Here is a 25,428-nt window from a genome sequence, read left to right on the forward strand (position 1 = left end):
ATCCGACGTTCTTTCCCCGAGGGAGAGGTCCTGGCCTTGTGATCAGCGCAGCTAACCTCAGCGCCGCTGATGGTCCGGGTCGCTCCCTCCACCTTTGCGAGGAATGATGACCCCCAACCGAACCATCGTCCAAACCCCGCCCGATCAAGCCAACGAACTCTTTGCCCAACTCCTCGACACCTCCCATGAGGCGGTCGAGCTCCGCAACCGGCTGCTTGCGGCGCTAAGCCAGGAGTTGGAGCTTCTGGCCAGCTTGCAGGAACAGCATCTGTTTCCCGTGCTGGAGCAGAACCCGGAGACGGCAGACCTGGTCCGTGGGGCTCGGGACGACCACCAGCAGACCAGGGCTCTCCTGAATGAACTCGCGGCCACCCCGAAGGACAACGATGCGTTCCTGACCAAGGTGGCAGAGCTGAGGAAGGTATTCCAGCAGCATATCCGCAACGACAAGAACGAGCTGCTGCCGGTTGTGCTCAAGGTCCTGAGCGCGGAGGAGGTCGAGGCTGTCGTCGAGAAGGTTGAGGAGGAGGTCGCGGAGACCCGGCAGGCAGCTGAACCACGGCGAACGCGGCGCGGCCGCAAGCCGGCCGGTGCTGAGGAGGAAACATCCGGGACCTTACTGGCTGCCGTCGAGGCTAGCTCGGAGAGCGTCAGGGTCCTCGAGCAGTCGGTGGAGGAGGCTGTTGAGGACAGTGCCCAGGCGGCATCTGAAGTGAGCGGCCGCTCGCTGGAAAGCTTCAGCCGTCAGGGCCGGGAGGCTCTGACCCTGGTCGATCAGATGCCAGACTATCTTCAAGTGGTGGCCCGCTCCAATCGGATCCTGGCCGGTGGGGCAGGAAACATCACGCTGGAGTGGTTCGGGCTCCGGCAGGAGCGTCTGCTGAAGAATCTGGAGGGGATGACCGATCTTCTGAGCTGCCGGACGATCCCAGACTTCGTCAACCTCCAGAGTGCTCTGGTTCGCGGCAACGTTGAGCGCATGCTCGAGAACAGCCAGCGCTTGGCGCAACTCACTGCCCAAGTAGCCCATGAGGCCACCCGGACCCTCACGGCGCAACCCGAGCACGACCGGCGCGGGCGCTAAGGGTCTGTCTGACGACGCTCCCGGCTTGCGAGCCGGGAGCACCACATTATCGATCGGGCAACATCACAGGACTGTCCTTGGCATCCGACGTTCCATCGATTTCGTGTGGTGCCTGGCATGAGACGCTCTTGTCTCGAAACCTTCCCAGCGGGTGGGCATGCGACTGAAGCTTTCGATTGCCCCCCTTCTGAAAGCCCAGCGCCGCTGGGAGAAGGCCCTCGTCAAGGCCACGGCGACGTCGCGCAAGTTCATCACCAAGCCGCGCAAGACCCGACTCAAGAAGAGCAAGCTGACCGAGGTCAGCGCCTTCGGCTCCAATCCCGGCAATCTCCGGATGCTGACTTACGTGCCCCCGCAATTGCCCGACAGCGCGCCCCTGGTTGTGGTGTTGCACGGCTGTCTGCAGACCGCCCGCGCGTACGACGAGGGCAGCGGCTGGTCGCTGCTGGCGAGACGGCACGGTTTTGCACTCGTCTATGCCGAGCAGTCCCAAACCAACAACCCGAACCGCTGCTTCAACTGGTTCCAGCCCCACGATGCCCGGCGGGGCTCAGGCGAAGCCTTGTCGATCCGCCAGATGGTCACTCGTATGCGGCGGACCTACAGCATTGATCCTACCCGTATCTTTGTCACGGGTCTCTCGGCAGGCGGTGCCATGACATCAGTGATGCTGGCCACCTACCCGGAGGTCTTTGCCGGCGGCGGGATCATCGCCGGTCTACCCTATGGTGCTGCCTCTGGCATGCGTCAGGTCATGTCCGCCATGAAGCGGCCGCAACCGCGGAGCACCCAGCAATGGGGCGACCTCGTCCGCTCCGCGTCGTCCTATACGGGCCCACGGCCGAGGGTGTCGATCTGGCATGGTACAGAGGACCGGACGGTTGCAGCTGCCAATGCAGCCGCGTTGCTCAGCCAGTGGACCAATGTGCATGGTGTCAGCGAGGAGGTGTTTGGTCAGACGTCAGTCGCAGGCCACCGCCGACGGGCATGGTCGAACAGGAAGGGTGACACGGTCATTGAACTGTACCTGATCGATGGCATGGGCCACGGCACGCCGGTGCGCCGGACGAAGGCTCAAGTCGCGGCGGGAGGAGCCGGACCGTTCATGCTGGATATGGGCATCTCATCCTCGCTGCATCTGGCGAGGTCGTGGGGCCTTGTTCGCCGGAAGGCAGCCTCCCGCCGGACCTGAGCGGCAGTCCAGCCCTTGAGCCCAGCATACTGGCAGCCACTGAGAAACTTCTTGCTGACTGTCTTTGATCATGGAGACCGCATACCTTTCTCATGGCGATCATCCAGGCCAGCGGAGCGGCGACATACGGCAACGCAGCCTTTGTTAATCCAATCGGTATCAAGCGTGGGCTAACCCAGCTGAAAATTCGGGCTTCTCTTTGGGCCTGCTGCCAGTTTAGCTTGAAGTATGAAAACGCATGACTACGCCCTCGCTCCAGTTCTGAAGGTCAATCACCGCGCCAATCGGCTGCTGGCAGCCTTGGAGCCGGACGATTTCGCGGCACTCGAACCGCACTTGCATGGGGTTTCCTTGCAGCAGGATCAGGTGCTGTATGAGGCCGGCGATGCCCTGCGCCACGCCTACTTTCCCCATGACACGGTGGTGTCGCTGGTGGCTATGCTACAGGACGGCCGCTCGGCCGAAATGGCGGTCTACGGCCGGGAAGGAGCCTTGGGCCTTGTCAGTGCCATTACGACCAACCAATCGTTCGGGCGCTACATTGTGCAAGCCACCGGCAACGCCTCCCGGATCGATCTAGAGCGTCTGCACGAGGTGGTCGGCCAGCGCCCGAAGGTGCGCCAGCTGGTGCTGCGCTTCACTGAGGCCATGATGTCCCGGGTTCTGCAGAACGTGGCCTGCAATGCAGTGCACAGCGTCGAAACCCGCGCCTGCCGCTGGATACTCAGCATGCACGACCGGCTCGACCGGGACACCGTGCCGCTAACGCATGAGTTCCTGGCGGACATGCTCGGTGTCCAGCGCTCCACCGTCAGCAAAATCACGAGATCACTTCAGCACGCAGGTTTCATCAGACAGGGCCGGGGGGTGATTACCGTGACGGACCGCGCCGGCCTAGAGGCAGCTTCCTGCGAGTGCTATGGCACCGTGCGTCGCAGCTTCGAGCGGCTGCTCCCTCACACCTACAGGACTGTCACAATACTCGACCCGCGTTCGCAGCGTCGCTGCTGCTAAACTCTGAGGGTAAAGAGGACATCGAGATCCGTTAAGGGTAGAACTGCTCAGGAGACAACCGCACTCTTGGCCCGCTGTGTCGTTCTTGATATAGCGGAAGAACCGGCGAGCCAGCATGGCTCCTGTAGCTCAATGGTTAGAGCCGGCCGCTCATAACGGTCTGGTTGGGGGTTCAAGTCCGTCCAGGCCCACCACAGACGGCTCGGCCCAAGCAACGCCGACCCTGTCATGGCCTCAGATCGCGCTGCGGCCCTCGCCCAAGCCTATGAGTGCATTGATCTCCAGCTTGCATCTGACAAGAACCGAGAATGACCTACCGCCTGATCCAGCTGGCGCCCGGCGCCTATGACCTTCTCCTGCGCGACACTGTTGTTGCCAGTGTTGTCAGGAACGGCTCGCGCCAGCCCTACACCTGGACGGCCGAGCTGCTGGAGGATCTGCCGCGGAACAGGAGGCCTTCGCCTTTCCGGGAGATCGAGCACGACTTCCCGTCCCAGGAAGAACTGTGTGCCTGGCTCGGGTGTTCGACCGTGAAGACCAACAATCGGCACAACACGGCTCCAGGCTTGTGAGGGTGTGGCGACGGCCTCGCTGCGAGCGCTTGGGTGCTACAGGGGAGGGCTGAGATCATTCCAGCACTTGTGCAGTTCGCAGAAATCACAAACATCGCCGCGGCCGCGGGACAACTTACTATGCACCTGGCGCGGGTGTGCCCCGCGCAATAGCACGAGTTCAGTTTAGACAACTTTCAGCAATGTCGGCTATTCCTGCTGGCTCACCAGAGCGCGTGAAGCCCCATGCTCTCATTGGAATTGCCCCAGCACCCATGAGCCCTCCTCCCGCCGTCTCCGCCGCTGCGGATTGTTCCTCCATCGCCGAAGCCAACCCCGCGAGACCAGGCGGGAGGACCGGCGCTCCTGCCAAGGACGCGACATTCGCCGCCATCGGCCTGGCCCTCTTGTCGACCGTCTTCTTCGCCATGGGCGATATCGCAGCAAAGGTCCTCACGCACACGTTGCCTGCTATCGAAGTCACTTGGCTGCGCTACGTCGTCTTCTGCCTCATTGTCGTACCGACTGTCTTTGTCGCCCGTGGTGCGAGGGCAATGCACACGCCGCGCCTGCGCCTCCAGATCATCCGGGCGCTGGCGGTGGCCGGCTCATCCGTCCTCTTCATCCTGGGACTGGGCCACCTTCAGGTCGCCGAGGCAACAGCGATCAACTTCATCTCGCCGATCTTCATCACCGCCCTCTCGATCCCGCTTCTCGGCGAGAAGGTGGGCATCCGGCGCTGGGCCGCCGCGGCGGTGGGCTTTCTGGGCGTGATGCTTGTCGTCCAGCCCGGCGGCTCGGCCTTCCACGTGGCCGCCCTGCTGCCGATCGGCGCGGCGCTTTCCTGGGCCGTGGCTGCCATCGCCACCCGCCTGATGAGCTCTGAGCGGCCTGACGTGACCCTGGCGTGGTCGGCCGTGGTTGGCCTGATCGCCCTGACGGCCTTCGTGCCGTTCCACTGGCGCACCCCCACGGCTGGCGAGAGCGGCCTGGCCGTGCTGATGGGCGGCTTCTCGACCATGGGGCATTGGCTCATCATCCTGGCCTACCGCAAGGCCGCAGTGTCTACCATCGCGCCGTTCTCCTACGCCCAGCTCCTGTTCGCCGGGCTGCTCGGCTTTGGCGTGTTCGGCACCGTGCCGGGAGCCATGACTCTCGTGGGCGGGCTCGTCATCGCGGCGAGCGGCCTCTACACCGCTCATCGCGAACGGATCAGAGCCAGGGAGGCGAGGCTTGCCGTTGCCGGAATCCGCCGCCCTTAAGTTGCTGGCAGGACCCCGTTCGGGAGCATTGCTCGACAATGCCGCTTGAGAAGACCAGGGGCTTGGACGCGATGTGGGGCGGAGTGCCGGGTATGAGACCGGCGCTATGGTGAGGTCCGACGAGGAGCCCGGGAGAGCAGTGCATCCGTGCCCGGCCTGGGGCTCATCGACCGCTGTCGGTGTAAGGCAGCTGAGGTCAGAGTCAGATGATTTGCTGAAGGGCACAAGCAGCCCAGAAGGGGCGCGGCGCCTTGGCGCAGCGGTGGACCACCAGAACCTGACCTGAAACGCCTCGGCCGAGGCGCTGTCGACAAACCTCAACCAGGGCGCTCGTGTGCAAAGGGAATGACCCACATCCTGGATGTCGGCCGCTCCGGGTGCCCGACAATCCCGTACTCCATTCACGCGCCGGCGGGCGTGGCTCAGTGACATGACCGTGCTAAGAGCGGCAGCCGTCCCGCATCCCATCACGCAATTTGTTGGAATGACCGATACTCAGATCTTCACCTTTCTGGTGATACCGTTCCTGTTCGCCTTGTCCTGCAGCATGGTGTTCGTCAGCAGTCAGACAATGAAATCGAAGAAACCCGCCGATCCGCCCGTGCCTGTGACCAGGCCGAACTGATATACGCGTAAGTCACGCAAAAAGATCACTGTCAGCCAAGTAGACTGATGCGACAGGGGATGAGGCATGGTTCGTCAGGCTCCCGGCTCTTGGTGCTGTCAACCACTGGAAGGCATGCGGAACCATGCTCGTGTCTGAGGCTAGGTCCTTTCTGCTCCCTGTGAGCCAGGACTGTCGACGATCAGCCGTATCAAGGCGGCCGTGTGTCCCGCCGGCTACAGACACCAGCGTGAAAATCGCACAGAGAAACACCCGCCAAGTGGCGCGATTGCTCGTCCCTATGGCGCTTTCCCAGAACCAGCTGATTTCCTGAAGGTTTTCACCATGCGTCAGACAGAAGTCGTAGCGCCTCCTTTTGCTCCTATGCCGGCGCCAACGTTCACATGGGCTGCTATCAGATTTGTTGCATCCCTTGGCATGTTGGTCGGCATCAGCCTGCTGTTGGCCAGCCTCTGAGGGCACATCTGCTAGTACCTGTGCCCTTTCTGGGACAGCCACGGCCTTGCTGATCAGGCATTCTGATGTAGTCCATGAAGGAGCGGCTGGGGGGCTGGTCCTCCCTGGAACTCAAGCGCCTCTGTGATGCGGGGCGCTTCTCTTTGTTCGAAGTGTGGACGGCGGCCTGAAGCGCTTTTTGCTTTCTCTCCTAAGGTTGTGCCCTAGGTTAAGGGCAGGGCGGATGCCCGTCACCAGACCATGAGAGAGGCCGCCGCGTGCCCATACAGCGCCTGTTCGTCATCGCTCCGTCTCTGGCGCGCCTGATCCGGAAGGAGAGCGGAGGCGAGCGCGTGGTGGAGGGCTACTTTCCCGATCAGCTGAACCGCGGCGCGTTTGTGCAGGTTGAGGAGGCCCGCAGCAGCCTGATTCTTCAGGCAGGGGCTGACGGGGCGGCCGAGGAGCGGGCCGACCTACCCCCGGCTCATGCGCAGGCTCTGCTCGCCGTCAGCCAGAGCCAAGTGGAGTACTTGCGCACCCGGCTTTCGGTTGGCTCATACGAGATCCAGGTTCTTCATTTCGTCAGGCCCGCTCCTCTCGATTTGGTAGCTCTAGTCGTTCCATCAGAGGACGAACAGGACTTTCATCCTTTGCCCTGGTTTGGCCCGGAGGTCAGCGCCGAGCCTGCCTATCGGCGCCGGCGCCTGGCTCTTGAGGGCGCTCCAGAGGCCCCCGAGGTGGATGTCTCGAATGCGGCTCTCAACAACCTGCTCGACCTTCTCGACGGCCGGTTCTCCACTTGGTCACGGTCGCTGGAGGCCATGATATCCGACGTGCCAGCGGCTGATGCGTCTCCACCCGTGGCCGCTACTGTGCCTGAGCGGGAGACTGAGACGCAGGAGGAGATCGATGCACTCGGCATCGAGGATGATGTCATTCGCGGGCTGGCGCGGTCGCTGCAACCGCGACGCGGCAGATGATTGTGCCACGTCCGTTAGGCCTGGCGTACACTGCCTTCTGCTTGTCACGGCCGCTCGTGCGCACCTGAACCTTGTTAGGTTGTTCCCAGAACCTTGCTAAGGGGTGCCGTGTGCAGGCCGGGTGCGACCCTCTGCCAGAGAGGGGGATGAGATGTCCGACTGTTTGCACTGCGAGATCAATCAACTGGTGCAGGAGCGCTTCGAGCGGCGAAACTGACCTGGTCGAGATGGCATCCATGATCGTCGGGAGCCTCGCCGACCTGATCCTGCTCGCACCTGAAAGCGACCAGCCCAATCTAAAGCGGATTTCGGATCAATGTAGAGCATAGCCGGCATGCCTGAACCAGCCTCGCGCATTCTGGGCCGTGATACTGTCAAGGGCGGGTTTGAGCTCGGCCTCCAAAGCTTCGAGACTGCGGGCGGCTTTGGCCTTGAGGCGCGCTTTCATCTTGGCCCAGGCCTGCTCAATCGGGTTGAACTCCGGTGAGTAGCGCGGCAGGTCCAGTAGTCCGATCCCAGCTCGGGCGAGCAACTCTCCCACTTTGGTGGCGTGATGCGGACGCAGGTTGTCCATCACCAGAATGGCATCTGGCCGCGTGCGTTTGAGGGCCGGCACCAGCACCTGTTCGAGATAGCCCAGGAACACTGGCGTGGAGGTCGACGCCTCAATGCTCATGGTGGCCACCAGACCCTCACAGGAGAGCGCACCTAACACCGTCAGCCGCTGCCAGGAGCCTAGGGGAATGGAGCCATACGCCCGCTGCCCACGCGGAGCTCGGGCGTGGGTTCGGGCCATCTTGGTCGTCACCCCGCTCTCATCCAGAAAGACCAGGCGGTCCGCGGGAAGCGCGCTCATCTGCTGGCGAAAGGCCTCACGCTCACTGGCGATCTCGGGCCGCTCCTGCTCGGCTGCCCGGAGCGTCTTTTTTTCACCGTCAGCTTGAGACGCTGGAGCGTCCGGCACATCACCGGACGGCTGACCCGCTGGCCGGTGATGTGCCGGACGCTCCGCATACTGATCCAGGTAGGCGTCGTTGGTCTCAGCCACGAGTTCCTGCAGCAGCGCGAGATCATGGGATCCCAACCGACCGGTAGGCCCGCCGCGGTGCGGCTTGGGGCAGCGCCGGCCTTCCTGGCGGGCTTGGCGGATCCAATTGCAGACCGTGGCGGGGCACACGCGAAAGCGGTGCGCAATGGCCACCTGACTGCCCTCTCCTTGCTCATAGGCAGCCAGAACGCGCTCACGCAGATCGGCGGAATAGGGCTGGGGCATGGCTCGCCTCCCGTGCCATATGCTGATCAACGCGCAGCCCGCCGCTTTCGATTCACATCAGCTCGAATTCCGCTTTAATGGCGCACGCGCCGCGACACAGGTCTCGGGAGACCTGCCGCTGATGGACGAACGTGACGACGGGAAAGCCAGCACAGTCCAAGCTGCCGAAACCTGTGTCGCTTGCGAGAGCCAGTTAAGGCGGAGTGACGAGGATGAACTACGAGCGGCAGTGGAGCTCATCGTTTCAGCTCAGGTGAAACAGTCCGCTCTGCACTGAACGAACAGCCCTCAAAACCTGGTTGGGCGAAACGGCGCAGCGTCATGTCCACGGGTGGCCTTCGTGTGGCGGCTGGGCTTGACTTCAGGATGCTCTGGTCGGGCGTGCCCGTGTGTCCCCTGGCGTTTCGCTCCATCGCTCCCGGTAACATCGATAAAACCAGGAGAGATCATTGAAGCCGCAGCCGAATGCAATATCGGCGATGGTACGCCCCTTCTGCCGCCTGTCGCTCAAGGCATGGTAGCTAGCCTCTAACCGTGCAGACACAAGGGTCTCGGTGAATGTTCGCCCGGTGCACTCGAACAGCTTCTGCACGTAACGACGTGAGACGCCGAGACGTTCTGCTACCCTGCCAATACCGAACTCAGGATCTGCTAGATTTTTCGCGATGAGCTGTTGGGCCGCTGCAAGCTTTGCCTGTCGAATCCCAAGCTGGCATAGATCTGGCTGCGCGGACGGCTGGAATGCAGCCACAACTAAATCACATAGGATCGACTCAGCCTTACCCATAGCCTGTGGCGGCAAGGTGGAGGCAGCCTGTGAGAGTGAGCTGATATAGCCTGCAAGAAGGGCTCCCATTCCATCACGGCTATGCAGTCGAACTGAGGCCCGCCTTAGACTAGCGTATTGATCATCAATCAGCTTACGAGGATAATGAAGGATTGTTGTCCTAAGAGGCTGATCGATAACAAAACTTTCACATGGGTCTGCCGTGTCGAACAGTAAGAGATCGCCAGCGCCGGCTTGGTACTCGACTCCTCGGTACTGTCCATGCACAGCACCCTCATGCAGCTGATGCAAACAGTAGGCACTTTGGGGCAGGCGAGCCATTTCCGTTGCGCCACGGCCCATCCGATGTCGGGGAAGGTAGGCCTGCGCCACCTGCACAGAGCCCAGTTCGTGTAGCTCAATGCGTGCATCAAACGGACCTGAGTTGCTCCGCTCGGCCCACAGCCCGAACCAAGTCTCACAAACAACTTCGCGCCAATACCTGAACTGCTCGGCTGGAGTTGCCAGAGTGCTTATCTCGATTGTTACTCCCATGGACCGTTCCACCCGTTTACAACCGTGCCGGACATTACAAGCAGCTTGGCGCCTTGGATGATACTCCTGGGCGAGAGACCGTAGGGATCATCCAGACGAACAATGGGGCCGAACTCATTGGGAGCAGTTCGCTGACGTCCAAGCCCCAGTTCGCTCCACACCAAGACACTCCTTGCTCAAGTGATAATCGTCCCTTGCTCAAGTGATAATCGTCAAGCTTGTGAGAGCGACGTCATAACGTCAAGTCAGGTGGGGCATTCATACTGGCGCGTGCTGATACAGATCTGATCAAACGCTACTTTGTAGCGCAGGATGGCCGCGGCTGGCCGGTCCGAAGATCCGACTTCGCTTGAAATGGGACTATCGCTCGATCGTAAGATCGCATTCGGGAAGCTCAATTGCAGGATGGCTGCATGATGGCATGAAAGCTCACCTCAAAATGGCGGGTCACCGGGCCAACCGGCTCCTGTTTGCTATGCCGCCCGATGATCTTTCCTACCTTGAGCCGCATCTCGAAATCGTCAGTCTTCGAAAGGGTCAAGTTATCTACGAAGCAGGCGAAACTCTGCACCACGCCTACTTTCCTCATGACACGGTGATATCGCTGATTACTGTCATGGAAAACGGCAGCACTGCCGAGGTGGCCATTTGCGGCCGTGAGGGCGTGATGGGCCTTGTTCCGGCAACGGTCACCCGTCACTCCTTTGGAAACTACGTCGTGCAAATGACGGGAACAGCCTCGCGGATATCTCTGGATCAGATGCAGGTGGCAGTCGGAGCACGCCCTGGGATTGCGCAACTCATCCAGAACTTCGCTGAAGCCATGCAGGTGCGAATCCTGCAATCAGTCGCCTGCAACGCGATCCACAGTGTTGAAAGCCGCATGTGCCGCTGGATTCTGAGCGCCAACCATAGGACTGATCAGGCTGTTCTGCCACTGACGCATGAGACTTTGGCGGAACGACTCGGCGTCCAGCGGTCCACAGTCAGCGCCATCATGGGGAGGCTCCAGGTGGCCGGGCTGATCAGTCAGGTGAGAGGGGGCATTGTCATAACCGACAGCAGCAAACTCGAGCAAACAGCTTGCGAGTGTTACCGCAAGCTACATGCCACCTTCGAGCGCCTCTTACCTCATACATTCACGAGACTGTGAAGGGAACCGCTTGCGGACTATACCAGTGAGCGGGCACGAGCCAGCTTACAGCAACCCTTTGCCTTTGATGACTATATAAGACCCCATTGCCGAACCCAAACGTACAACCGGAACTGCGAGTGTGCGGAACAAGAGGGTGCGTGTTTGCTCTTCTTTTGGACTTTTGAGGATCTGGATATGTCTCCTAATGGGATGGTCCAGCCGTGCTTCTGCCCCGCATGTTCGTAAGCTGTGGGGCTCCGAGCCACGCAAGGAGCACGTCCCATGACACAGTCTTCTTTCTCTGCTGCGATTGCCACCCTGGGCATCGATCTGGGCAAGAACAGCTTCCACCTTGTCGGCCAGGATGAGCGTGGCGCCATCGTGCTGCGCCTTAAGCTCTCCCGGTCCCAGCTCACGCAGCGGCTGGCCAACATCCCACCCTGCCTGATTGGCATGGAAGCTTGTGCCGGCGCCTGGCTCGGGCTGGTGCCCAGGCAGGAATCGACCGGCGACCGCACCATCCTGGGCAGGATCTCCAAACGCGGCAACACGTACCTGCGCACGCTGTTCGTGCAGGCGGCCCACATCGTGCTGGTGCGCCGCCCATCTGGCGCGAGGCTCGGCCTGTGGCCCTGGATCGAGACCGCAGGCCGGCGGCTGCATCGCAACATGCTGTTGGTGTATCCAAGGCTGCCTTGAAAAATATTTCCGAAATTATGCTGCAGCTAAGACAGTTTAGATTCCCATTCGCCCTGTGAGAAATTAGTTACAATCTAAGCTTTCAAAAGAGCAAAAGGATACGCGAAGAAGCACTTCGTGAGAAAGCTCATCAAGTGCTGGAACCTGTTAGGCGCGACTGGATTATCAACACATGTGGGCCCGTCATATCCCCTGCATTCCCTTGTGCGGCGGGTCTAAGACTTACGAGATGCAGATTGCTCGACCCGGCGCTTGAAAAGGCAGTCGGGTTCTTTTTGGCCTCATCTTGCAAAATCGATCCGGCTCAGACGCGATCTCTGCCAGGGGCCGAACGAGTCCTTGAGCGTCAAATTAGCCTTTGGACTTCCTGTGCGCCCCGGATGAGACTTTCCTGGACGAACTGCGCTTCGTGGCAGGCCGCGCTGTCGGTTTCGACATCGCGCTCAACATGGCCCTCTGCTGGCGGTGCATCTCTGTCGTCCAGAAACCACGGGCAGCACCAGCCCAGGTGTTTGCGGCGCTCAGCCAGAGGCTCATCCAGGAGTTCTTTGCCATATCGATCTCGATTCTCGTCTCCTGGTTCACGGTGCCCGACAGCATCAATCGAGGTCAGTAGACTTGGCCATTCGCGCGAGGAAGGCTGCCGGTCTCCTCCGGCTCGAAGCGCCTTTGCCGCCTTGGGTCGGGAGCCCACTCTCGGTTATCCAAACCATCGCGCCCCTCCTGCTGACCCCGCGCAAACGACCCACCCGATGTGTGACCGTCCCGTCCAAGGTTCCGATCACCCATACGATCTTCACTTCTCGTGGCCTGCTCACGGGTGGGGCGGCGACCAAGGTCAATTCCAAGATCCTCATAGGGACTGGTGCCCTCCTGGCGAGGCAGGGGAATGCGATTGGCGCTCCGGTCCTGGTTGTCGTAGCGGTTGTCCCGCTCCGGTATGGGCGCGGGGTGGCGCTCTGGAAGCCTGTTCCTGATTTCGTTCTGCTCTCTAACCTCGCGCTCGTACTGTCGGCGCTGATAGATGCCGAGGGCACAGCCCGCGAGCGCTCCTTTGATCCGGTGCCCGCCTGCGAAATGACCGGCGACAGCCCCGCCGAGCCCGTACTTAAGGCACCCACCTGGACGGCTCTGAGCTTCTGCCGAGCCTGCGGCGATGCCAATCGAGAACATGACAATAGCGGTGAGCGCTATCTTCCTCATCAATACGACCTCTTCAGATCCCAGCCAACGTAGGCCCCTTCAGAGAGGTTCCTGCTGGGGAGATCGCTATTGGACGCATGCCCTCACGACCAGACTTGGATTGAGCATCGACTCTGCCGATGTGACCTGGGTTCTTGCCCTTGGGGAGTCCGAATGGCCTCACCAGAGACGACAAGCAGGGTTGCCCAATCCCTTGCCCGCACAAAAGCCACAGTATCCCGCTGCATTGCGCGCACGAGACTCCGAATAGGGGCAAGGGCATAGGGGCATTCATCGGCCATTCGCGCCGCCAACGAGAGTGTCTCAATGCGAGCTCTGCTCCTGACCGAGGTCCCACCATCCACGCTTCCTCTCCAAAGCGACAGCACATCTACTCAAGGACTGGACATCGATGAGCTTCAGTGGCTAGGCGAGCGAATGCGAGTGGCCTATGGGCCGGTTGAGGCTCCCCTTCCGCCGCGTTTGTCGGAGCTTGTGGAGCGGCTCGCGAGGCGTCAGCAGTCAAGGTAGCTGAGTAGCTATATACCCAGGCTGTTGTGGGCTCCTGCTTGACAGAGAAAGAAACAAGATCATGGCCGGGAAAGTTCGTGCAGGACCCTCGTTCAATAAGCACGCCCGCCGCTACAAGGAGGTGATTGCTCTAGCGAAGACGTTAGAAGGATGGAAGTACCTCGCTAAGAAGCGCCGCTATGCTAAGGGCCACGGTTAGCCGAACACGATTCCTGTCAAGCTTTTCAGAGCGTGATTGCATCGCTCGACCTGATTGGCTCGCCGCTGCATCTCCACTGTGTTCTGGCACGGTTCATCGACCTCTTGCTTGCAGAATGGACACATCATCTGACCAGCCTTCCTGATAGTGTGAGAATGTCGAGCCAACAAAGGGCCGGGGCCGGAGTTCCCATTTCGAGGGTCGTGGTCCATGGCTGAGCTTCAGGGATGTCACATTAAATGCGAATACTGCCCTGTACCCGTCAGGGAAAACTCTCGTCGAGGGAAATCAACGACTTGGGCTGTGCAGAAGCTGACCTTGGTGGGCGACCCAACTGCTATACTCAATCAGTGTGACATCCCCTTCCCACAGCCGCCTAACGAGGCCGAGCGTCTCGCTGCCCTTTACAGTCTGGCCATTCTCGACACGCCATCTTCGCCTGCCATTGATCGCATCTGCCGGATCGCAAAGCAGCTCTTCGATGTTCCAATGATTCACGTGACTTTGACCGATGCACACCGCTACTTCCTCAAGGCAAAGCCGGAGGGAATAACAGTGTCGGAGGTGCCTCGGGAGCATGCGTTCTGTAATTAAACAATATTGCACGACGACGTATTCGTGGTGCCGGTTGCTTTGGTGGAGCGGACCTTTGCGAAGAACCCTTATGTCGTAGGGAAGCCTCACATCCAGTTCTATGCCGGAGCTTCGGTGACGATCCGGCCTGGAATCCGGCTTGGGGCCCTTTGTGTTTCCGACCTGAAGCCGCGGGAGTTCAGCCCGCACCAGACGACGTTGCTTCGTAGCCTGGGACGGCTCGCCGTCGATGAACTCTGGTTGCACCATCTGGAGGCCTCCGGTCAGGCTGACACGCAACCGCTTCCATTGGACATCAGGGAGGCATCTCTCGACTTTGAAACGTGGATTACTCCTACAAGTGCTCAAATCAGAGCGGCCCGAGGACTCTTGAACTGGTCGACGCGTGAACTGGCAGACGCAGCCAATATCTCTCCGACATCAGTCAAGCGCGTGGTGATCCATGGGGAAACCTCGGGGCGCCGCGACAGCTTGGAGGCCATTGTGCTGGCGTTCCGGAGCAGGGGGTGAAGTACACCCGTGCGCCGGATGGCACGTTGGGGGTGGCCCAGAGATCGCCCAGGAGGAGCGCACCGGTCTCAGATGAGGCGAGGGATCATTCGTCATTTAGATAAACTGAGGGTCACGTTGGGAGGCGGTGAACGACATTGGTTCGCGACTCTGACATGGCTTCCCATCCGAGTTCGGCCAGGACGCCAAAGCGCTCCTTGTGATCGGAAGAGGCCCAGATCACCTCGAGCTGTCCGCTGGTGTCCCGCAGAGCAATGACCGCACCGTCCCAGCGGGTATGGATCAGCCCTGGTTCGGTGGAGCCGAAGCCTGTTTCCTCGCGCCAGACCATGCGGGCGATGGCGCACATGACCCCAAAAGCCTCATGCAGGCGCGAGATCCGGTCCGGCTCGGTCTCTTCGTTGTGAGCCGATATCGCGGGGTATTGGTGCAGGCTACTTATCGTTATCTTGGCTCACGTCATCGGGGTCCAGAGGTTCCTGGAGCCTATTACCTTACAGCGCCTTTGAAGACGACAGCCCAACACTTGTTAGCGTCAGGTACAATAGAGGAAGCCTCCTCACCCGCCGTTGCCAGGTAGATGAGGAGGCCTCCTGGTCTTGAGGACTGAAGCAGCCCTCGCTCGAATAACCGGCATCAGGCCAGAACGTTTCCGCCCAAGAGTGGAATGGCCTCCAGCAGCCGTGCCCGCACAGTGCCACTCACCTGATACCCGGAAGGATTAGCCCATTTGGAGCCCTTACCCGGCTGGAACTGCCCCGGTTCGGAAGGGTTAACGCCAAGTCGAGCCTGATCTCAGGACAGCTCTCCCACACAGTTGCGTCTCGTCCACGCTCCACTGCACGAGCAGGGAGTGGGCGTTCGCGCTTGTGCTGGACCAGAAACTATCGCAAGGGGCTAAAAACTTATGGACCAAGACGTCGTGTACAAGGCGCAAATCCTTCCGCTTGCTCGTGATCCCTTCCACCATGTGACCACCTATCTTCTGTGCCGGAACACCCTTCTGCGCACTGGTATTGCCCAGCTTCTGGCAGGGTCTCAGTTTGCTCTCTCCGGTGATGCTTCCGCCGGCGTCCCGGACTTGTCGGCCACCGATGACAACCCTCCCACCCTTATCCTGATCTGCGAGAGCCTCTCGCAGGAAGGCTATGAGGAACTCCTCGGAGAACTGAAAGAGCGTTGCCCCGGCGCCCGGCTGGTGCTCCTGTCAGATCACCTGGAGCCGCAGGCGATCGGGCAGTTGGTTGAGGCCGGTCTGAACGGGTTGTGTTCAATGGGCATGTCGCAGGAAGCCATACTCAAGGCGCTCGAGCTGGTGATGCTGGGAGAAACGTTCCTGCCAGCTTCGATTGGCTTTGCCCTTTTGAGCCAAATCTCAAACCAAGAGCCGAAGGTGATGGTGATCGGCGGAGATGGCACCGCTGTAAACCGCTTCTCCGATCGGGAAACTCAGATCCTGCGGCTGCTCACCACGGGCGCGTCCAACAAGCTGATTGCCCGGGAGCTTGGCCTGGCTGAGGCAACGGTGAAGGTTCACCTCAAGGCCATCCTACGGAAAGCCAGGGCTGAGAACCGCACCCAGGCTGCTATGTGGGCGAGGCAGTTCCTCGCTCCTGCGGCGAACTCTTCAGAGGCGCAACTCGCGGGCTAAGCGAGGTTAGCTCTCCCAGTCCATGAAAAGGGCCCCGCTCCGTGGGGAGGGGCCCAAAGAGTGACGGTTCCGTTGCAACTCTTGACATAGGTCAAGCGGAGGCCAGACAAGGACGCTGGTTACGCGGCTGTACCGAACCGGGTGGCAATGAAGCCGCCCTGAGCGTCCATGTCATTGGATAGTACACCGACGACCTGTCCCTTGCAGATCATCGCCATGGCCTCATAGCCGGCAATCGTCTGCGTGGCAGTCACGAAGCTCTTGGAGCCCAGTGCAGGGTGAGCCAGACGCTTGATGCGCCGGTGATCCTGCTCCACGATGCTATTCCAGAGCTTCACCAGCCGGAGTTTGGCAAAGCGCCAGAGTTCTCCATTCCGGTTCATGACGTTCACCGCAATGGGTTAGGCGGCGTTCTTATCGACGGTGATGGTTCGCGGATTGGGCGTGTGTAGCTGCTCTAAAGCCTTGCGGAAGAAGCGCTTGGCGGCAGCCGCATCCGGGCGGGATACGATTTAGCCCTATAATCTAGCATCCGATGAATAGGAGCCTCTTCATGCACATGTTCGGAGCCTTCGAGTTGGATGTTCAGCCCGGCCCCCCGGACAAGCCAAGATCCATCAGGGTTGCCCTTCTGCGATACGTCCGCAGCGAGGATGGGCGCCTGTCCATCACGCCGGAGTGCACGTCCTTCGAGGAAGTGGAAGGTCAGCTCAATTCTCTGCAAGACGAACTCGACAAGATCCGCGATAGAGCCCGCCGCGCGTTCCAATCCACGTGAGCAACGGCCCACGCTGGCTGCCAGCTATAGGTTGACACCTGCCCCGCCTGACATAGCTACCGCTGCTTGCGGACAGGGTCGGGTAATCCAGGCCTCCGCAGCCCGTCGTGACTCCCGAAACTTCGCCTCCAGGCGCCGTAGGCTACCCATGACTGACAATGACGCGCCCGAGGGCGCGGGAAGCAACCCGCCGTCCCTGGATGTTCAGGGAGACGGGCAGAGCATCGGTGTTCCCGCAGCCGGCGAGCACGAGAACGTCTCCTACAACCCGACAGGCGGGCCCGGCATCCACCACTGGCAAAGGGCGGCAATCACAAACCCGGGGCTTGATGAGCGGGGCAGCGTGTTCTTCGCCGCCATCGAGATGACCCGCATGCCGATCATCCTCACGGATCCCAACCTGCCGGACAACCCCATTGTCTTCGCCAACCGTGCCTTCCAGGACCTGACCGGCTACACGGAAGAGGAGGTTCTCGGGCGCAACTGCCGCTTCCTTCAGGGTGCCCACACGGACCGGGAGGCCGTTGCCGAACTGCGGCAGGCCGTAGAGGAGAGCCGGGCCGTCTCGGTCGAGCTCCTGAACTACAAGCGGGACGGAACCCCGTTCTGGAACGCGTGCTTCGTCGCGCCCGTCTTCGACAAGGACGACAGGCTCCTCTACTTCTTTGCCTCCCAGCTCGACGTGACGCGACGGCGGACCTCGGAGCAGGCCTACCGCCAGGCGCAGAAGATGGAGAGCATCGGCCAGCTCACCGCGGGCCTTGCCCATGACTTCAACAACCTGTTGCAAGTGGTCTCGGGCAATCTGGAGCTGGCGCTCTCGCGGACAGATGACGAATCCTTGCGCCGCCCGCTCGAGAACGCCAGCCGTGCAGCCGAGCGTGGCGCCAAGCTGACGAAGCAGCTCCTGGCCTTCGCCCGCAGGACCCGGCTCGAGGCGAAGCCCACGAACCTCAACACCCTGATTACCGAGTTCGGCGAAATGCTGGAGAACTCGGTCGGACCTCAAATTGAGATCCAGCTCAACCTGCGCTCCCGGGTGCCGGCAGCCCTCGTGGATCCTGTGCATCTGGAAATGGCAGTCCTCAACGTGCTGATCAACGCCCGTGACGCCATGCCAAAGGGCGGCTGCGTCACCATTGCGACGTCCAAGGTCCACCTTAACGGGAACGCGTCCGCCCATCATCTCCCCCCGGGTGATTACGTTGCGCTGACTATCAGCGACGAGGGCGAAGGCATGCCCCCGCACGTGCTGGAGCGGGCGATTGAGCCGTTCTTCACCACCAAGAGCCAGGGCAAGGGCACGGGACTCGGGCTCGCCATGGTGCACGGCTTCGTGCAGCAGTCCCTCGGGCGACTTGAGATTGAGAGCCAGCATGGCAAGGGCACGACCATCCGCATGCTGTTTCCAGCGGCTGACACGCAGGCGCATGCACCCCGTCAGCCGAGCCGGGACCTGGCGCACACGGAACCGAAGGGCCAGGCAGAGACGATCCTTGTGGTGGAGGACAGCAACGACGTGCTTGAACTCGCGCGCGAGCACCTGACAGCCCTTGGCTACACTGTCCTGACCGCGCGAGACGCCGACGAGGCTCTCACCGTGTTCGAGAGCGTAGAAGGCAGGGTCGAACTCTTGTTCAGCGATCTCGTCATGCCGGGCAGCATGAACGGGCTGGCTCTGGCAGACGTCATCCGGGAGCGTGCGCCTGACATCGGGGTGCTCCTGACTACGGGCTACAACGATGACCTCCTGAGGGAGGGAAAGGCATCGGGCGGCGCCGACGTCCTCGGAAAGCCGTATCGCCGGGCGGATCTGGCGGACCGGGTTCGGGCCGCCCTGAACGGCCGCGGACGCGAGCGGCGGATGCCTGAGGCCGGCGCGTCGCGGGGACCGCGGCACGAGGGTTGAGCCCGTGTTGCCGATGGCGGCTGCGGGATCGCAGGCTCAAGGATGGTTCAGCCGATCATGACGTCGTTCGCCTCAACCGGAGACATGGATCCAGGCCGGCAGGTCCATTTCCAGGCACAACTCCTCAACGCCGTCGAGCAGGCAGTTATCGCGACAGACCTCGATGGCGTCGTTACCTATTGGAACCGCTGCGCCCAGCGGCTGTACGGGTGGGCCACCGAGGAGGCGCTCGGGCGCAGTATCCTGGAGCTGAACATTCCTCCGGAAGGACTCCCGCAGGCTCAAGAGATCATGGATTGCCTCAGGGCCGGCAAGGCCTGGTCGGGGGATGTCGTCCTGCGGCACAAGGACGGGCACACCTTTCCGGTCCAGGTGACTGATTCGCCCGTTCTGGATGACGTCGGGCAGATGGTCGGCATCGTGGGCATCTCGATGGAAATCAGCGACCGGGTTCGTAACCTGGCGGCGCTTGCCAGCAGCGAGGAACGGCTGCGGATCGCGCAGCATGCCGGGGGTATCGGTACCTTCGAGTGGAACATCCGCTCAGGCGAGGTGATGGTGACGGAGGAGTTCTGCCGCATCTGGGGAATAGGGCAGCACACGTCGATCCGGGTCGGTGCGTTCGAGGAGTTCGTCCATTCCGACGACCGTGATCTGCTCGCATCCTCGCTGGCCCATCCTCTTGAGGATCTGATTGGCTACACGGAATACCGCATCATCCGCCAGGATGACCGGCAGGTGCGTTGGCTGGCACGGCGCGGGGAGATCGTGCGCGACGAGGCCGGCGAGCCTTCGCGGGTCATCGGAGCCGTGTACGACATCACGGACCGCAAGCAGGCGGAGGAGCAGCGCCAGCTCCTGATGCAAGAACTGACGCACCGGGTGAAGAACACCCTGGCTTTGGTCCAGGCGATCTCCACCCAGACGATGCGAAGCGCCGCTTCACTGGAGGAGGCGGGCACCATCTTCGGCGAGAGACTGGCAGCCCTTGCCCAGGCAAACGACACGCTGCTGCAAGAGAACTGGTCCAGCGCCAGCATCAGGGTGATCGTTGCAGGTGCCACCCAGTCGCACAACGATCACGGCCGGATCCATGTCGAAGGACCTGACATCCGCCTCGGCCCTAAGGCAGCACTTGCACTCTCCCTGGCCTTGCACGAGCTGTGCACCAATGCGGCCAAGTACGGAGCGCTGTCTGCGGAAACAGGGCAAGCCCGGATCACGTGGCACGTGTCAGGGGACGGGGATGCTGCCCTGTTCCGGTTCAGGTGGCAGGAAAGCGGCGGTCCGCCCGTCAAGGTGCCCGAGCGCAAGGGCTTCGGCTCGCGCTTGATCGAGCGAAGTCTTGCGGGGAGTTTCGGTGGACAGGCTGAAATCCGCTACGAGCCGACTGGAGTCGCCTGGAGCATTGAGGCCCCCTTATCGGCCCTTCAGGAGCCAGGCTCCGGCTGATCGGGCTCTTCTGAGGCGCCGGCACGTCACCGCCATCAGCTTGCTCAGCAGCCGAGACATTGTGCCGCCTACCCAGGCGCTCCCCCGTGACAGTGGAAGTGCGAAAGTCCTGTTCTGGCACCAGGCGGACTTTAACTGAATTTCGGCTTTCGCGGCGTGAGTGGACCTCCTTTCAATCCGCTTTACGTTACACTTTGACCCCAAGCTGACCTACAGTGGACAGGCAAGGATCGCACCAGATCTTGTGCGTTATTTTGATTGAATGAGATGTTATATAGCTAAGTGATTGCCAATGATCCCTGTACTCGTGCCAGTAATTGCCTCAAGCCGGATAGGCTTGTTGAACACGGCCACGAACAGATCTGGGTAACCATGCCGGCGACCTCATGCGGTATACCATCTCGCAACCGGTGGCACGGATCATTCCCCGGGCATGATCAGGCGGATGTTTGAGCCAGCGGCCGTGCCGGAGCCTTTCGTGCGGCAGCGGAAGATGCAGCCCTAATGACACCGTCATGTGGATCTTGAAACCACCTCGGAGTTCCTAGCTCCCCAGTGCTCTCTTTCCATTCCCCGTGAGGCGCAGATGAACGAACCGTTGATTGATCTTGGCAATTCATCTGTCTGGCGGTTGATCCGACGGGCGAGGTGGCGGGGCTATATCACCTATGACGAGCTTGACCGACTCCTGCTGCCAGGGATTGTCTCGCCAGAGCAGGTAGAGGATGTCCTTGAGCAGCTCTCAGAGATCGGCATCCGCGCTGTTGATGCCGCAGAGGTGGTTGGCAGCGCGATTCCTCAGCCTGCCAACGCCAATGAGCCACTGCCTGAGACTTGCTAGCTCAACGGTTGTCACAACCCTGATCAACGAGGAGAGCATGAGGCTTTGTGGGGCAGCTACAGAGCATTCTGGAGCATTCCGTACTGATGGGCAGGTACTCGGGTTGAGATGGCGGTTTCCTGATACTGATCCACTACTGGGAGCTCCACAGACCCTTATGCTCCCACAACGCTGACTGGCGCATTGGCGATGTCCTGAGGCGGAAGCGGGGCTTCGTCCCGCTTAGGAGCGAAACATCAGACAGTCTTGGAGGGCAGTGAGTTCGCCCGTTCCCGGACCTTTGCCTCGATGAGCACAAAGCTTTGTTGCATTAATCTGCGAAGGGTATAACGAGCCGAGTCGAACAGGTCGCTCAAGCGGTAAGGCTGAAGAGCTGGTTCACAAGACGGATTTCGCCTGTCACGTCGCGCTCTGCCAGGCAGCAATGGCTGCGGCGGATCATCCGCGTTACCTCGAAGCCTTTGATGGTAGCGGAGGCTGTTGCAATCCTCTGGAAGCCGCGGGTCGGCCGGATAACGCGCTTGAGTGCTCCATTGTCAGCCTCAATGATATTATTCAAATATTTCGATGCCCGGTGCTCAACATCGTTCGACACCAGGCCGTCCTTCTGCCGGCGCTGGATTGTCTTCGGATACGAAGCCAGTTTGTCCGTCGTGATCGATGAGGGCGGATAGTCGCTCAGCGTCTTCAGCGCTTTGCGCAGGAAGCGATACGCCGCTTTGGTGTTCCGGCGGTCTGACAGCATGAAGTCGATCAACCGGCCGTGCTTGTCGATCACGATCGACACCTCGGCCACCGCAGGATTGGCCAGGGTAATGCCGCCGAGTAGTGAAATCACGGATAAGGGGGCTCTGCGCATCGACAGCCTCCGGTGTCGTTCCAGTCTGGTTGAGGCGCTGCACGAAGGTGACTGCTGAGAACAGCCAAGGTTCCAACTGCGAGCCGCCTGTGCCCACGGCCTCATGGCACTGTAACGATACATGCACGTTGTTATGAACATGAAACTCAAGGCTCACGATGCCTGCGGCCGCGCGATCAGAGCAACTTCTGACCGATTGCGGTCGGGAGCGGCAGGGGAGAAAGACCTGTCATCTGAGAAACTGCGGTAGATTGGCCCCGTTTTGTACGACGTGCCGAAACGTCTTTCCGCACGTGCAAACAGGGCTTGCATTGGGGAACATGAGAAGTTCGACCCAGCCACCGACCTGTGGAAGGGTTGGGCAGAGCAGCCTAGGGCAGACACGGGAGACTGGCACGGCAACCGGAGGCAACAGGTCAGGAGAACGTTCAATGCCGCAATCACACCCCCCAAGCCGCCGCAGTCTCCTCCGCGCTTTCGTGGGGACCAGTGCCGCGGCAATGCTGTGGCCCCTGACCGGAGCCGCACAGCCAGGTCCGGTTCTCACGAGGCCCATACCCTCGACCGGCGAGGCGCTGCCCCTGGTCGGGCTCGGCACCTGGATCACGTTCAACGTCGGCAACGACAGCGAAGCACGGGACAGCTGTGCCGAGGTCATGCGGGCGTTCTTCGAAGCCGGCGGACGCCTGATCGACTCCTCTCCCATGTACGGCTCATCGCAGGAGGTGGTCGGCTATGGCCTGCAAAAGCTCGGCCACCCATCCCGTCTGTTCTCGGCCGACAAGGTCTGGACCTCGTCTGGCTCAGCCGGCCCAAGCCAGATTGAGGCGTCGCGCCGCCACTGGAGGGTTCCTCGCTTTGACCTGCTGCAGGTTCACAATCTTCTATCCTGGGAGGCGCATCTCAGGACCCTCCTCGCCATGAAGGCGGCCGGTGAGGCGCGCTATGTCGGGATCACCACCTCGGAAGGACGCCGGCACCGCGAGTTTGAGCAGGTAATGCGTCAGCACCCGCTCGACTTCATCCAGGTGACCTACAACATCCTCGATCGTGAGGTCGAAGACCGCATTCTGCCTCTAGCTGCGGAGCGCGGCATCGGGGTGATCGTGAACCGCCCATTTCAGCAGGGTAGCCTGCTTGACCGCCTGGAACGCCACCCGCTGCCGCCTTGGGCAGCCGAGATCAACTCGAGAACCTGGGCACAGTTTGTTCTGAAGTTCATCATCTCGCACCCGGCTGTGACCTGCGCCATTCCAGCCACCACCCGCGACGATCACGTGCGCGAGAACATGGCGGCCGCCACGGGGGCCCTGCCGGATGCCGCGATGCGGGCCCGCATGATCGCCTATGTCGAGAGCCTCTGATGGCGGACTGGCTGTCCTACACGCCATCGGACTTTCTGCTGTTTTCGGCCCGCACCTATTATCGCCTCTTCGAGCTCTACAACCGGGCGATCTGGCCGGCGCAGATCCTGGCGCTGCTGCTCGGGCTCGTGATCCTGTGGCGGCTGCATCGCGGCAGTCTCCGCCAGGGAGTGGTGATGGTGATCCTTGCGGCCGGCTGGCTTTGGACCGCCTGGGTTTACCATCTGGAGCACTACGACACGATCAACTGGGCGGCGCGCTACTTCGCTATCGCCTTTGTCATCGAGGCAGTGCTGCTGATCTGGACAGGTGTCGTTCGCGGCCAGCTCTCATTTAGGCCGTACAAGGATTGGACCAGCCGGAGTGGAATGGGGCTATTTGTGTTCGCGTTGGTGGTCCAGCCGTTGATTGTCCCGCTGGTTGGTCGAGACTGGACGCAGACTGAGATCCTTGGTGTCGCGCCGGATCCCACTGTGCTTGCCACGCTCGGCGTCCTCCTGACCGTGGACAAGCGGCCCCCTTGGGGGCTCATGGTCATTCCGCTGATCTGGTGTGCGCTCAGCGGGGCAACCCTTTGGACCATGGGCTCACCGGACGCCTGGGTCATGCCTGTGGTCGCCCTTAGCGCTCTGGGGATGGCAGTCTATCGACTGTTGTCTGTGCGAGGGCAGGGCCGGGACAGCCCGATCAACGCTCAAGCCAATAATCGGAGCGTAACGTAGCAATTTGCCCCGTGAGGACATCGTCAGCCTGATGGATGCAGCTCTAGCCGGACAAAACCCACGCGGAGCGTCTATGCTTGATCGGCTAAGATAAGCACAACAAGGTAACTTCCGGTGCCTGACTGCGGGCGGAGCCGCTGACTTTTAATCAGAGCGTCCTGGGTTCGAGTCCCAGCGCGATCACCAACAATGTCAAAGGGTTACCGGCATTTGCCGGTTGAGCCGTTTCTCCCCAGGTAGTCAATAGGTAGCCAGACGTTGAGGTGGGCGGGCCTCGCTCAGGTTCGAGGGCGAACCGATCTAACGAGCGGGAACGGCGAAGTTAGTCACTGAAGCCTAAACTCCGTCCACTCCCAGCTTATTCATAGTGTTGCGACGGAGCGGCTCGTCACGAAGCCACAAAGGTCTGGTCTCCCGCGGTGAGCGGACCTTTAACGGGCATGCCTAAGAGGCTGACTGAAAAAGGTTGAGTGGCTTCAAGCCCTTGTGATTCCGTCGGATTTGCGAAGATTCGATGGAGTTCACGATGGTTTGGACTGAGGCCACTCGCCGACACTATCGGCGAGACGGACTGCGTTATGCAAGCAATCTCACCGATGCCGAATGGGCGCTGATCAAGCCCTTCATGCCCGCCGCCCGGCGGATCGGCCGTCCCCGCACCACATGTCTGCGGGCGGTGGTTGAGGCGATCCTGTATCTGGCCGCGACCGGTTGCCAATGGCGCCAGTTGCCCAAGGAGTTTCCGCCATACTCCACTGTGCAGAGCTATTTCTATGCCTGGTCACGGGATGGCACGTTCGAGCGGATCAACCATGCCCTTGTGGCCGCCTCGCGCGAGAGGGTCGGCCGGGAGGCGGGCCCGTCCGCGGGCGTGGTCGACAGTCAGGCGGTGAAGACAACGGAAAGCGGTGGACCGCGCGGCTTTGATGCCGGCAAGAAGATCAAGGGCCGCAAGCGCCACATCATCACCGACACGCAAGGCCATCTGGTCGGGCTGCGCGCTCATCCCGCCGACATCCAGGACCGCGACGGGGCGATGGAGGTGCTGACATCCATCCGCGTCCTCTATCCCTGGCTGCGCCATGTCTTTGCCGATGGTGGCTATGCGGGAGACAAGCTGCGCGACGCCGTCGCCGCTCTTGGGCACTGGACCATCGAGATCATCAAGCGCTCCGACGCGGGCAAAGGCTTTGCGGTCCTCAAGCGCCGCTGGGTTGTGGAGCGAACCTTCGGTTGGCTTGGACGCTGCCGCCGCCTGGCCAAGG

General features: G+C 61.1%; 25 protein-coding genes and 2 pseudogenes. 21 read left to right on the top strand and 6 right to left on the bottom strand.

Going from position 1 to position 25,428, the window contains the following annotated elements; all coding sequences use genetic code 11:
- Positions 1-106 precede the first annotated feature (106 nt).
- The 6 genes from MA07_RS11050 (at position 107) to MA07_RS11080 (ending at position 7,143) form a co-directional block, all read left to right on the top strand.
- Positions 107-1,084 (top strand): hemerythrin domain-containing protein, encoded by a 978-nt coding sequence (locus MA07_RS11050; RefSeq protein WP_160195429.1) that lies wholly within the window; start codon positions 107-109, stop codon positions 1,082-1,084.
- Between the two features lie 157 nt (positions 1,085-1,241).
- Positions 1,242-2,276 (top strand): PHB depolymerase family esterase, encoded by a 1,035-nt coding sequence (locus MA07_RS11055; protein ID WP_036350423.1) that lies wholly within the window; start codon positions 1,242-1,244, stop codon positions 2,274-2,276.
- A gap of 228 nt (positions 2,277-2,504) precedes the next feature.
- Positions 2,505-3,290, top strand: a complete 786-nt coding sequence (locus tag MA07_RS11060; RefSeq protein WP_052003067.1) for a Crp/Fnr family transcriptional regulator — start codon at positions 2,505-2,507, stop codon at positions 3,288-3,290.
- 308 nt (positions 3,291-3,598) lie between these two features.
- Positions 3,599-3,862 carry a hypothetical protein gene (locus MA07_RS11070; protein ID WP_036350424.1) on the top strand — a complete coding sequence of 88 codons (264 nt, stop codon included), beginning with the start codon at positions 3,599-3,601 and terminating at the stop codon, positions 3,860-3,862.
- Between the two features lie 254 nt (positions 3,863-4,116).
- Entirely contained in the window at positions 4,117-5,103 is a 987-nt protein-coding gene (locus MA07_RS11075) for a DMT family transporter (protein ID WP_052003068.1), read from the top strand.
- Positions 5,104-6,441: 1,338 nt separating this feature from the next.
- Positions 6,442-7,143 carry a hypothetical protein gene (locus MA07_RS11080; protein WP_052003069.1) on the top strand — a complete coding sequence of 234 codons (702 nt, stop codon included), beginning with the start codon at positions 6,442-6,444 and terminating at the stop codon, positions 7,141-7,143.
- Positions 7,144-7,456: 313 nt separating this feature from the next.
- Here MA07_RS11080 and MA07_RS29615 read toward each other — a convergent pair whose 3' ends face one another.
- Positions 7,457-8,416: an IS630 family transposase gene (locus MA07_RS29615; protein WP_152568827.1), complete on the bottom strand. Its 960-nt coding sequence runs from the start codon at positions 8,414-8,416 to the stop codon at positions 7,457-7,459.
- Between MA07_RS29615 and MA07_RS11090 the strand changes: the two genes are divergently transcribed.
- Complete coding sequence (locus MA07_RS11090) at positions 8,415-8,693, top strand: hypothetical protein (RefSeq protein WP_036350426.1); 279 nt, start codon at positions 8,415-8,417, stop codon at positions 8,691-8,693. The two genes, MA07_RS29615 and MA07_RS11090, sit on opposite strands and share 2 nt — an antisense overlap.
- 84 nt (positions 8,694-8,777) lie before the next feature.
- On the opposite strand, the gene MA07_RS28965 is transcribed toward MA07_RS11090, so the two are convergent.
- Entirely contained in the window at positions 8,778-9,737 is a 960-nt protein-coding gene (locus tag MA07_RS28965) for a helix-turn-helix domain-containing protein (RefSeq protein WP_081928921.1), read from the bottom strand.
- 349 nt (positions 9,738-10,086) lie between these two features.
- Here MA07_RS28965 and MA07_RS11095 point away from each other — a divergent pair, with 349 nt between their 5' ends.
- The 4 genes and pseudogenes from MA07_RS11095 (at position 10,087) to MA07_RS11105 (ending at position 12,187) form a co-directional block, all read left to right on the top strand.
- Positions 10,087-10,890: a Crp/Fnr family transcriptional regulator gene (locus tag MA07_RS11095; protein WP_244445233.1), complete on the top strand. Its 804-nt coding sequence runs from the start codon at positions 10,087-10,089 to the stop codon at positions 10,888-10,890.
- A gap of 264 nt (positions 10,891-11,154) precedes the next feature.
- Positions 11,155-11,352 (top strand): annotated as a pseudogene (locus MA07_RS31325) (IS110 family transposase); the annotation flags it as partial.
- Positions 11,344-11,469: pseudogene (locus MA07_RS30865) on the top strand (transposase); the annotation flags it as partial. The pseudogenes MA07_RS31325 and MA07_RS30865, both read left to right, overlap by 9 nt.
- Positions 11,470-11,929: 460 nt before the next feature.
- Entirely contained in the window at positions 11,930-12,187 is a 258-nt protein-coding gene (locus MA07_RS11105; protein WP_036350432.1) for a hypothetical protein, read from the top strand.
- On the opposite strand, the gene MA07_RS27760 is transcribed toward MA07_RS11105, so the two are convergent.
- Positions 12,181-12,774, bottom strand: a complete 594-nt coding sequence (locus MA07_RS27760) for a hypothetical protein (protein WP_052003071.1) — start codon at positions 12,772-12,774, stop codon at positions 12,181-12,183. The two genes, MA07_RS11105 and MA07_RS27760, sit on opposite strands and share 7 nt — an antisense overlap.
- Before the next feature lie 1,012 nt (positions 12,775-13,786).
- Between MA07_RS27760 and MA07_RS27765 the strand changes: the two genes are divergently transcribed.
- Both MA07_RS27765 and MA07_RS27770 read left to right on the top strand, forming a co-directional pair.
- On the top strand, positions 13,787-14,077 hold the full coding sequence (locus tag MA07_RS27765; protein WP_052003072.1) for a hypothetical protein: 291 nt from the start codon (positions 13,787-13,789) through the stop codon (positions 14,075-14,077).
- Positions 14,078-14,083: 6 nt separating this feature from the next.
- The gene (locus tag MA07_RS27770) at positions 14,084-14,587 is read left to right on the top strand and encodes a hypothetical protein (RefSeq protein WP_052003073.1); all 504 of its coding nucleotides are present in this window, start codon (positions 14,084-14,086) and stop codon (positions 14,585-14,587) included.
- A gap of 112 nt (positions 14,588-14,699) precedes the next feature.
- On the opposite strand, the gene MA07_RS11120 is transcribed toward MA07_RS27770, so the two are convergent.
- Positions 14,700-14,936 (bottom strand): hypothetical protein, encoded by a 237-nt coding sequence (locus MA07_RS11120; protein WP_036350434.1) that lies wholly within the window; start codon positions 14,934-14,936, stop codon positions 14,700-14,702.
- 558 nt (positions 14,937-15,494) lie between these two features.
- Between MA07_RS11120 and MA07_RS30870 the strand changes: the two genes are divergently transcribed.
- Entirely contained in the window at positions 15,495-16,238 is a 744-nt protein-coding gene (locus tag MA07_RS30870) for a response regulator transcription factor (RefSeq protein ID WP_036350436.1), read from the top strand.
- A gap of 119 nt (positions 16,239-16,357) precedes the next feature.
- Here MA07_RS30870 and MA07_RS11130 read toward each other — a convergent pair whose 3' ends face one another.
- Positions 16,358-16,621 carry a DDE-type integrase/transposase/recombinase gene (locus tag MA07_RS11130; protein WP_036350437.1) on the bottom strand — a complete coding sequence of 88 codons (264 nt, stop codon included), beginning with the start codon at positions 16,619-16,621 and terminating at the stop codon, positions 16,358-16,360.
- A gap of 170 nt (positions 16,622-16,791) precedes the next feature.
- On the opposite strand from MA07_RS11130, the gene MA07_RS11135 reads away from it, so the two are divergent.
- The 4 genes from MA07_RS11135 (at position 16,792) to MA07_RS11150 (ending at position 21,218) form a co-directional block, all read left to right on the top strand.
- Positions 16,792-17,016, top strand: a complete 225-nt coding sequence (locus tag MA07_RS11135) for a hypothetical protein (protein WP_036350440.1) — start codon at positions 16,792-16,794, stop codon at positions 17,014-17,016.
- Positions 17,017-17,164: 148 nt separating this feature from the next.
- Positions 17,165-18,925, top strand: coding sequence for a histidine kinase famiy protein (locus tag MA07_RS11140; RefSeq protein WP_052003074.1), 1,761 nt, complete (start codon positions 17,165-17,167; stop codon positions 18,923-18,925).
- 57 nt (positions 18,926-18,982) lie between these two features.
- Positions 18,983-20,377 carry a PAS domain S-box protein gene (locus MA07_RS27775; RefSeq protein WP_160195430.1) on the top strand — a complete coding sequence of 465 codons (1,395 nt, stop codon included), beginning with the start codon at positions 18,983-18,985 and terminating at the stop codon, positions 20,375-20,377.
- A 586-nt stretch (positions 20,378-20,963) separates the two neighbouring features.
- Entirely contained in the window at positions 20,964-21,218 is a 255-nt protein-coding gene (locus MA07_RS11150; RefSeq protein WP_036350442.1) for an RNA polymerase sigma factor region1.1 domain-containing protein, read from the top strand.
- 352 nt (positions 21,219-21,570) lie between these two features.
- Here the strand turns inward: MA07_RS11150 and MA07_RS11155 are convergent, their stop codons facing one another.
- Complete coding sequence (locus MA07_RS11155) at positions 21,571-22,077, bottom strand: DDE-type integrase/transposase/recombinase (protein ID WP_052003076.1); 507 nt, start codon at positions 22,075-22,077, stop codon at positions 21,571-21,573.
- Positions 22,078-22,577: 500 nt separating this feature from the next.
- On the opposite strand from MA07_RS11155, the gene MA07_RS11160 reads away from it, so the two are divergent.
- The 3 genes from MA07_RS11160 to MA07_RS11175 all read left to right on the top strand — a co-directional run.
- Positions 22,578-23,441, top strand: coding sequence for an aldo/keto reductase (locus MA07_RS11160; protein ID WP_244445235.1), 864 nt, complete (start codon positions 22,578-22,580; stop codon positions 23,439-23,441).
- A complete protein-coding gene (locus MA07_RS11165) occupies positions 23,441-24,163 on the top strand; it encodes a DUF6064 family protein (protein ID WP_052003077.1) in 723 nt (240 codons plus the stop codon). The genes MA07_RS11160 and MA07_RS11165 overlap by 1 nt, the downstream gene beginning before the upstream one ends.
- Positions 24,164-24,689: 526 nt before the next feature.
- Positions 24,690-25,428 (top strand): IS5 family transposase (locus MA07_RS11175; protein WP_036350559.1); only part of this gene is annotated, 739 nt, incomplete at its 3' end.

It is taken from the genome of Microvirga sp. BSC39 (assembly GCF_000739015.1).
In the GTDB taxonomy this organism is placed as follows: domain Bacteria; phylum Pseudomonadota; class Alphaproteobacteria; order Rhizobiales; family Beijerinckiaceae; genus Microvirga.

Excerpts from the sequence above, each read along its gene's own strand:
- MA07_RS11050 (WP_160195429.1), top strand. The coding sequence starts at position 107 with ATGACCCCCAACCGAACCATCGTCCAAACCCCGCCCGATCAAGCCAAC.
- MA07_RS11055 (WP_036350423.1), top strand. The coding sequence starts at position 1,242 with ATGCGACTGAAGCTTTCGATTGCCCCCCTTCTGAAAGCCCAGCGCCGC.
- MA07_RS11060 (WP_052003067.1), top strand. The coding sequence starts at position 2,505 with ATGAAAACGCATGACTACGCCCTCGCTCCAGTTCTGAAGGTCAATCAC.
- MA07_RS11070 (WP_036350424.1), top strand. The coding sequence starts at position 3,599 with ATGACCTACCGCCTGATCCAGCTGGCGCCCGGCGCCTATGACCTTCTC.
- MA07_RS11075 (WP_052003068.1), top strand. The coding sequence starts at position 4,117 with ATGAGCCCTCCTCCCGCCGTCTCCGCCGCTGCGGATTGTTCCTCCATC.
- MA07_RS11090 (WP_036350426.1), top strand. The coding sequence starts at position 8,415 with ATGGCTCGCCTCCCGTGCCATATGCTGATCAACGCGCAGCCCGCCGCT.
- MA07_RS29615 (WP_152568827.1), bottom strand. The coding sequence starts at position 8,416 with ATGCCCCAGCCCTATTCCGCCGATCTGCGTGAGCGCGTTCTGGCTGCC.
- MA07_RS28965 (WP_081928921.1), bottom strand. The coding sequence starts at position 9,737 with ATGGGAGTAACAATCGAGATAAGCACTCTGGCAACTCCAGCCGAGCAG.
- MA07_RS27760 (WP_052003071.1), bottom strand. The coding sequence starts at position 12,774 with ATGAGGAAGATAGCGCTCACCGCTATTGTCATGTTCTCGATTGGCATC.
- MA07_RS11120 (WP_036350434.1), bottom strand. The coding sequence starts at position 14,936 with ATGTGCGCCATCGCCCGCATGGTCTGGCGCGAGGAAACAGGCTTCGGC.
- MA07_RS30870 (WP_036350436.1), top strand. The coding sequence starts at position 15,495 with ATGGACCAAGACGTCGTGTACAAGGCGCAAATCCTTCCGCTTGCTCGT.
- MA07_RS11130 (WP_036350437.1), bottom strand. The coding sequence starts at position 16,621 with ATGAACCGGAATGGAGAACTCTGGCGCTTTGCCAAACTCCGGCTGGTG.
- MA07_RS11135 (WP_036350440.1), top strand. The coding sequence starts at position 16,792 with ATGCACATGTTCGGAGCCTTCGAGTTGGATGTTCAGCCCGGCCCCCCG.
- MA07_RS11140 (WP_052003074.1), top strand. The coding sequence starts at position 17,165 with ATGACTGACAATGACGCGCCCGAGGGCGCGGGAAGCAACCCGCCGTCC.
- MA07_RS27775 (WP_160195430.1), top strand. The coding sequence starts at position 18,983 with ATGACGTCGTTCGCCTCAACCGGAGACATGGATCCAGGCCGGCAGGTC.
- MA07_RS11150 (WP_036350442.1), top strand. The coding sequence starts at position 20,964 with ATGAACGAACCGTTGATTGATCTTGGCAATTCATCTGTCTGGCGGTTG.
- MA07_RS11155 (WP_052003076.1), bottom strand. The coding sequence starts at position 22,077 with ATGCGCAGAGCCCCCTTATCCGTGATTTCACTACTCGGCGGCATTACC.
- MA07_RS11160 (WP_244445235.1), top strand. The coding sequence starts at position 22,578 with ATGCTGTGGCCCCTGACCGGAGCCGCACAGCCAGGTCCGGTTCTCACG.
- MA07_RS11165 (WP_052003077.1), top strand. The coding sequence starts at position 23,441 with ATGGCGGACTGGCTGTCCTACACGCCATCGGACTTTCTGCTGTTTTCG.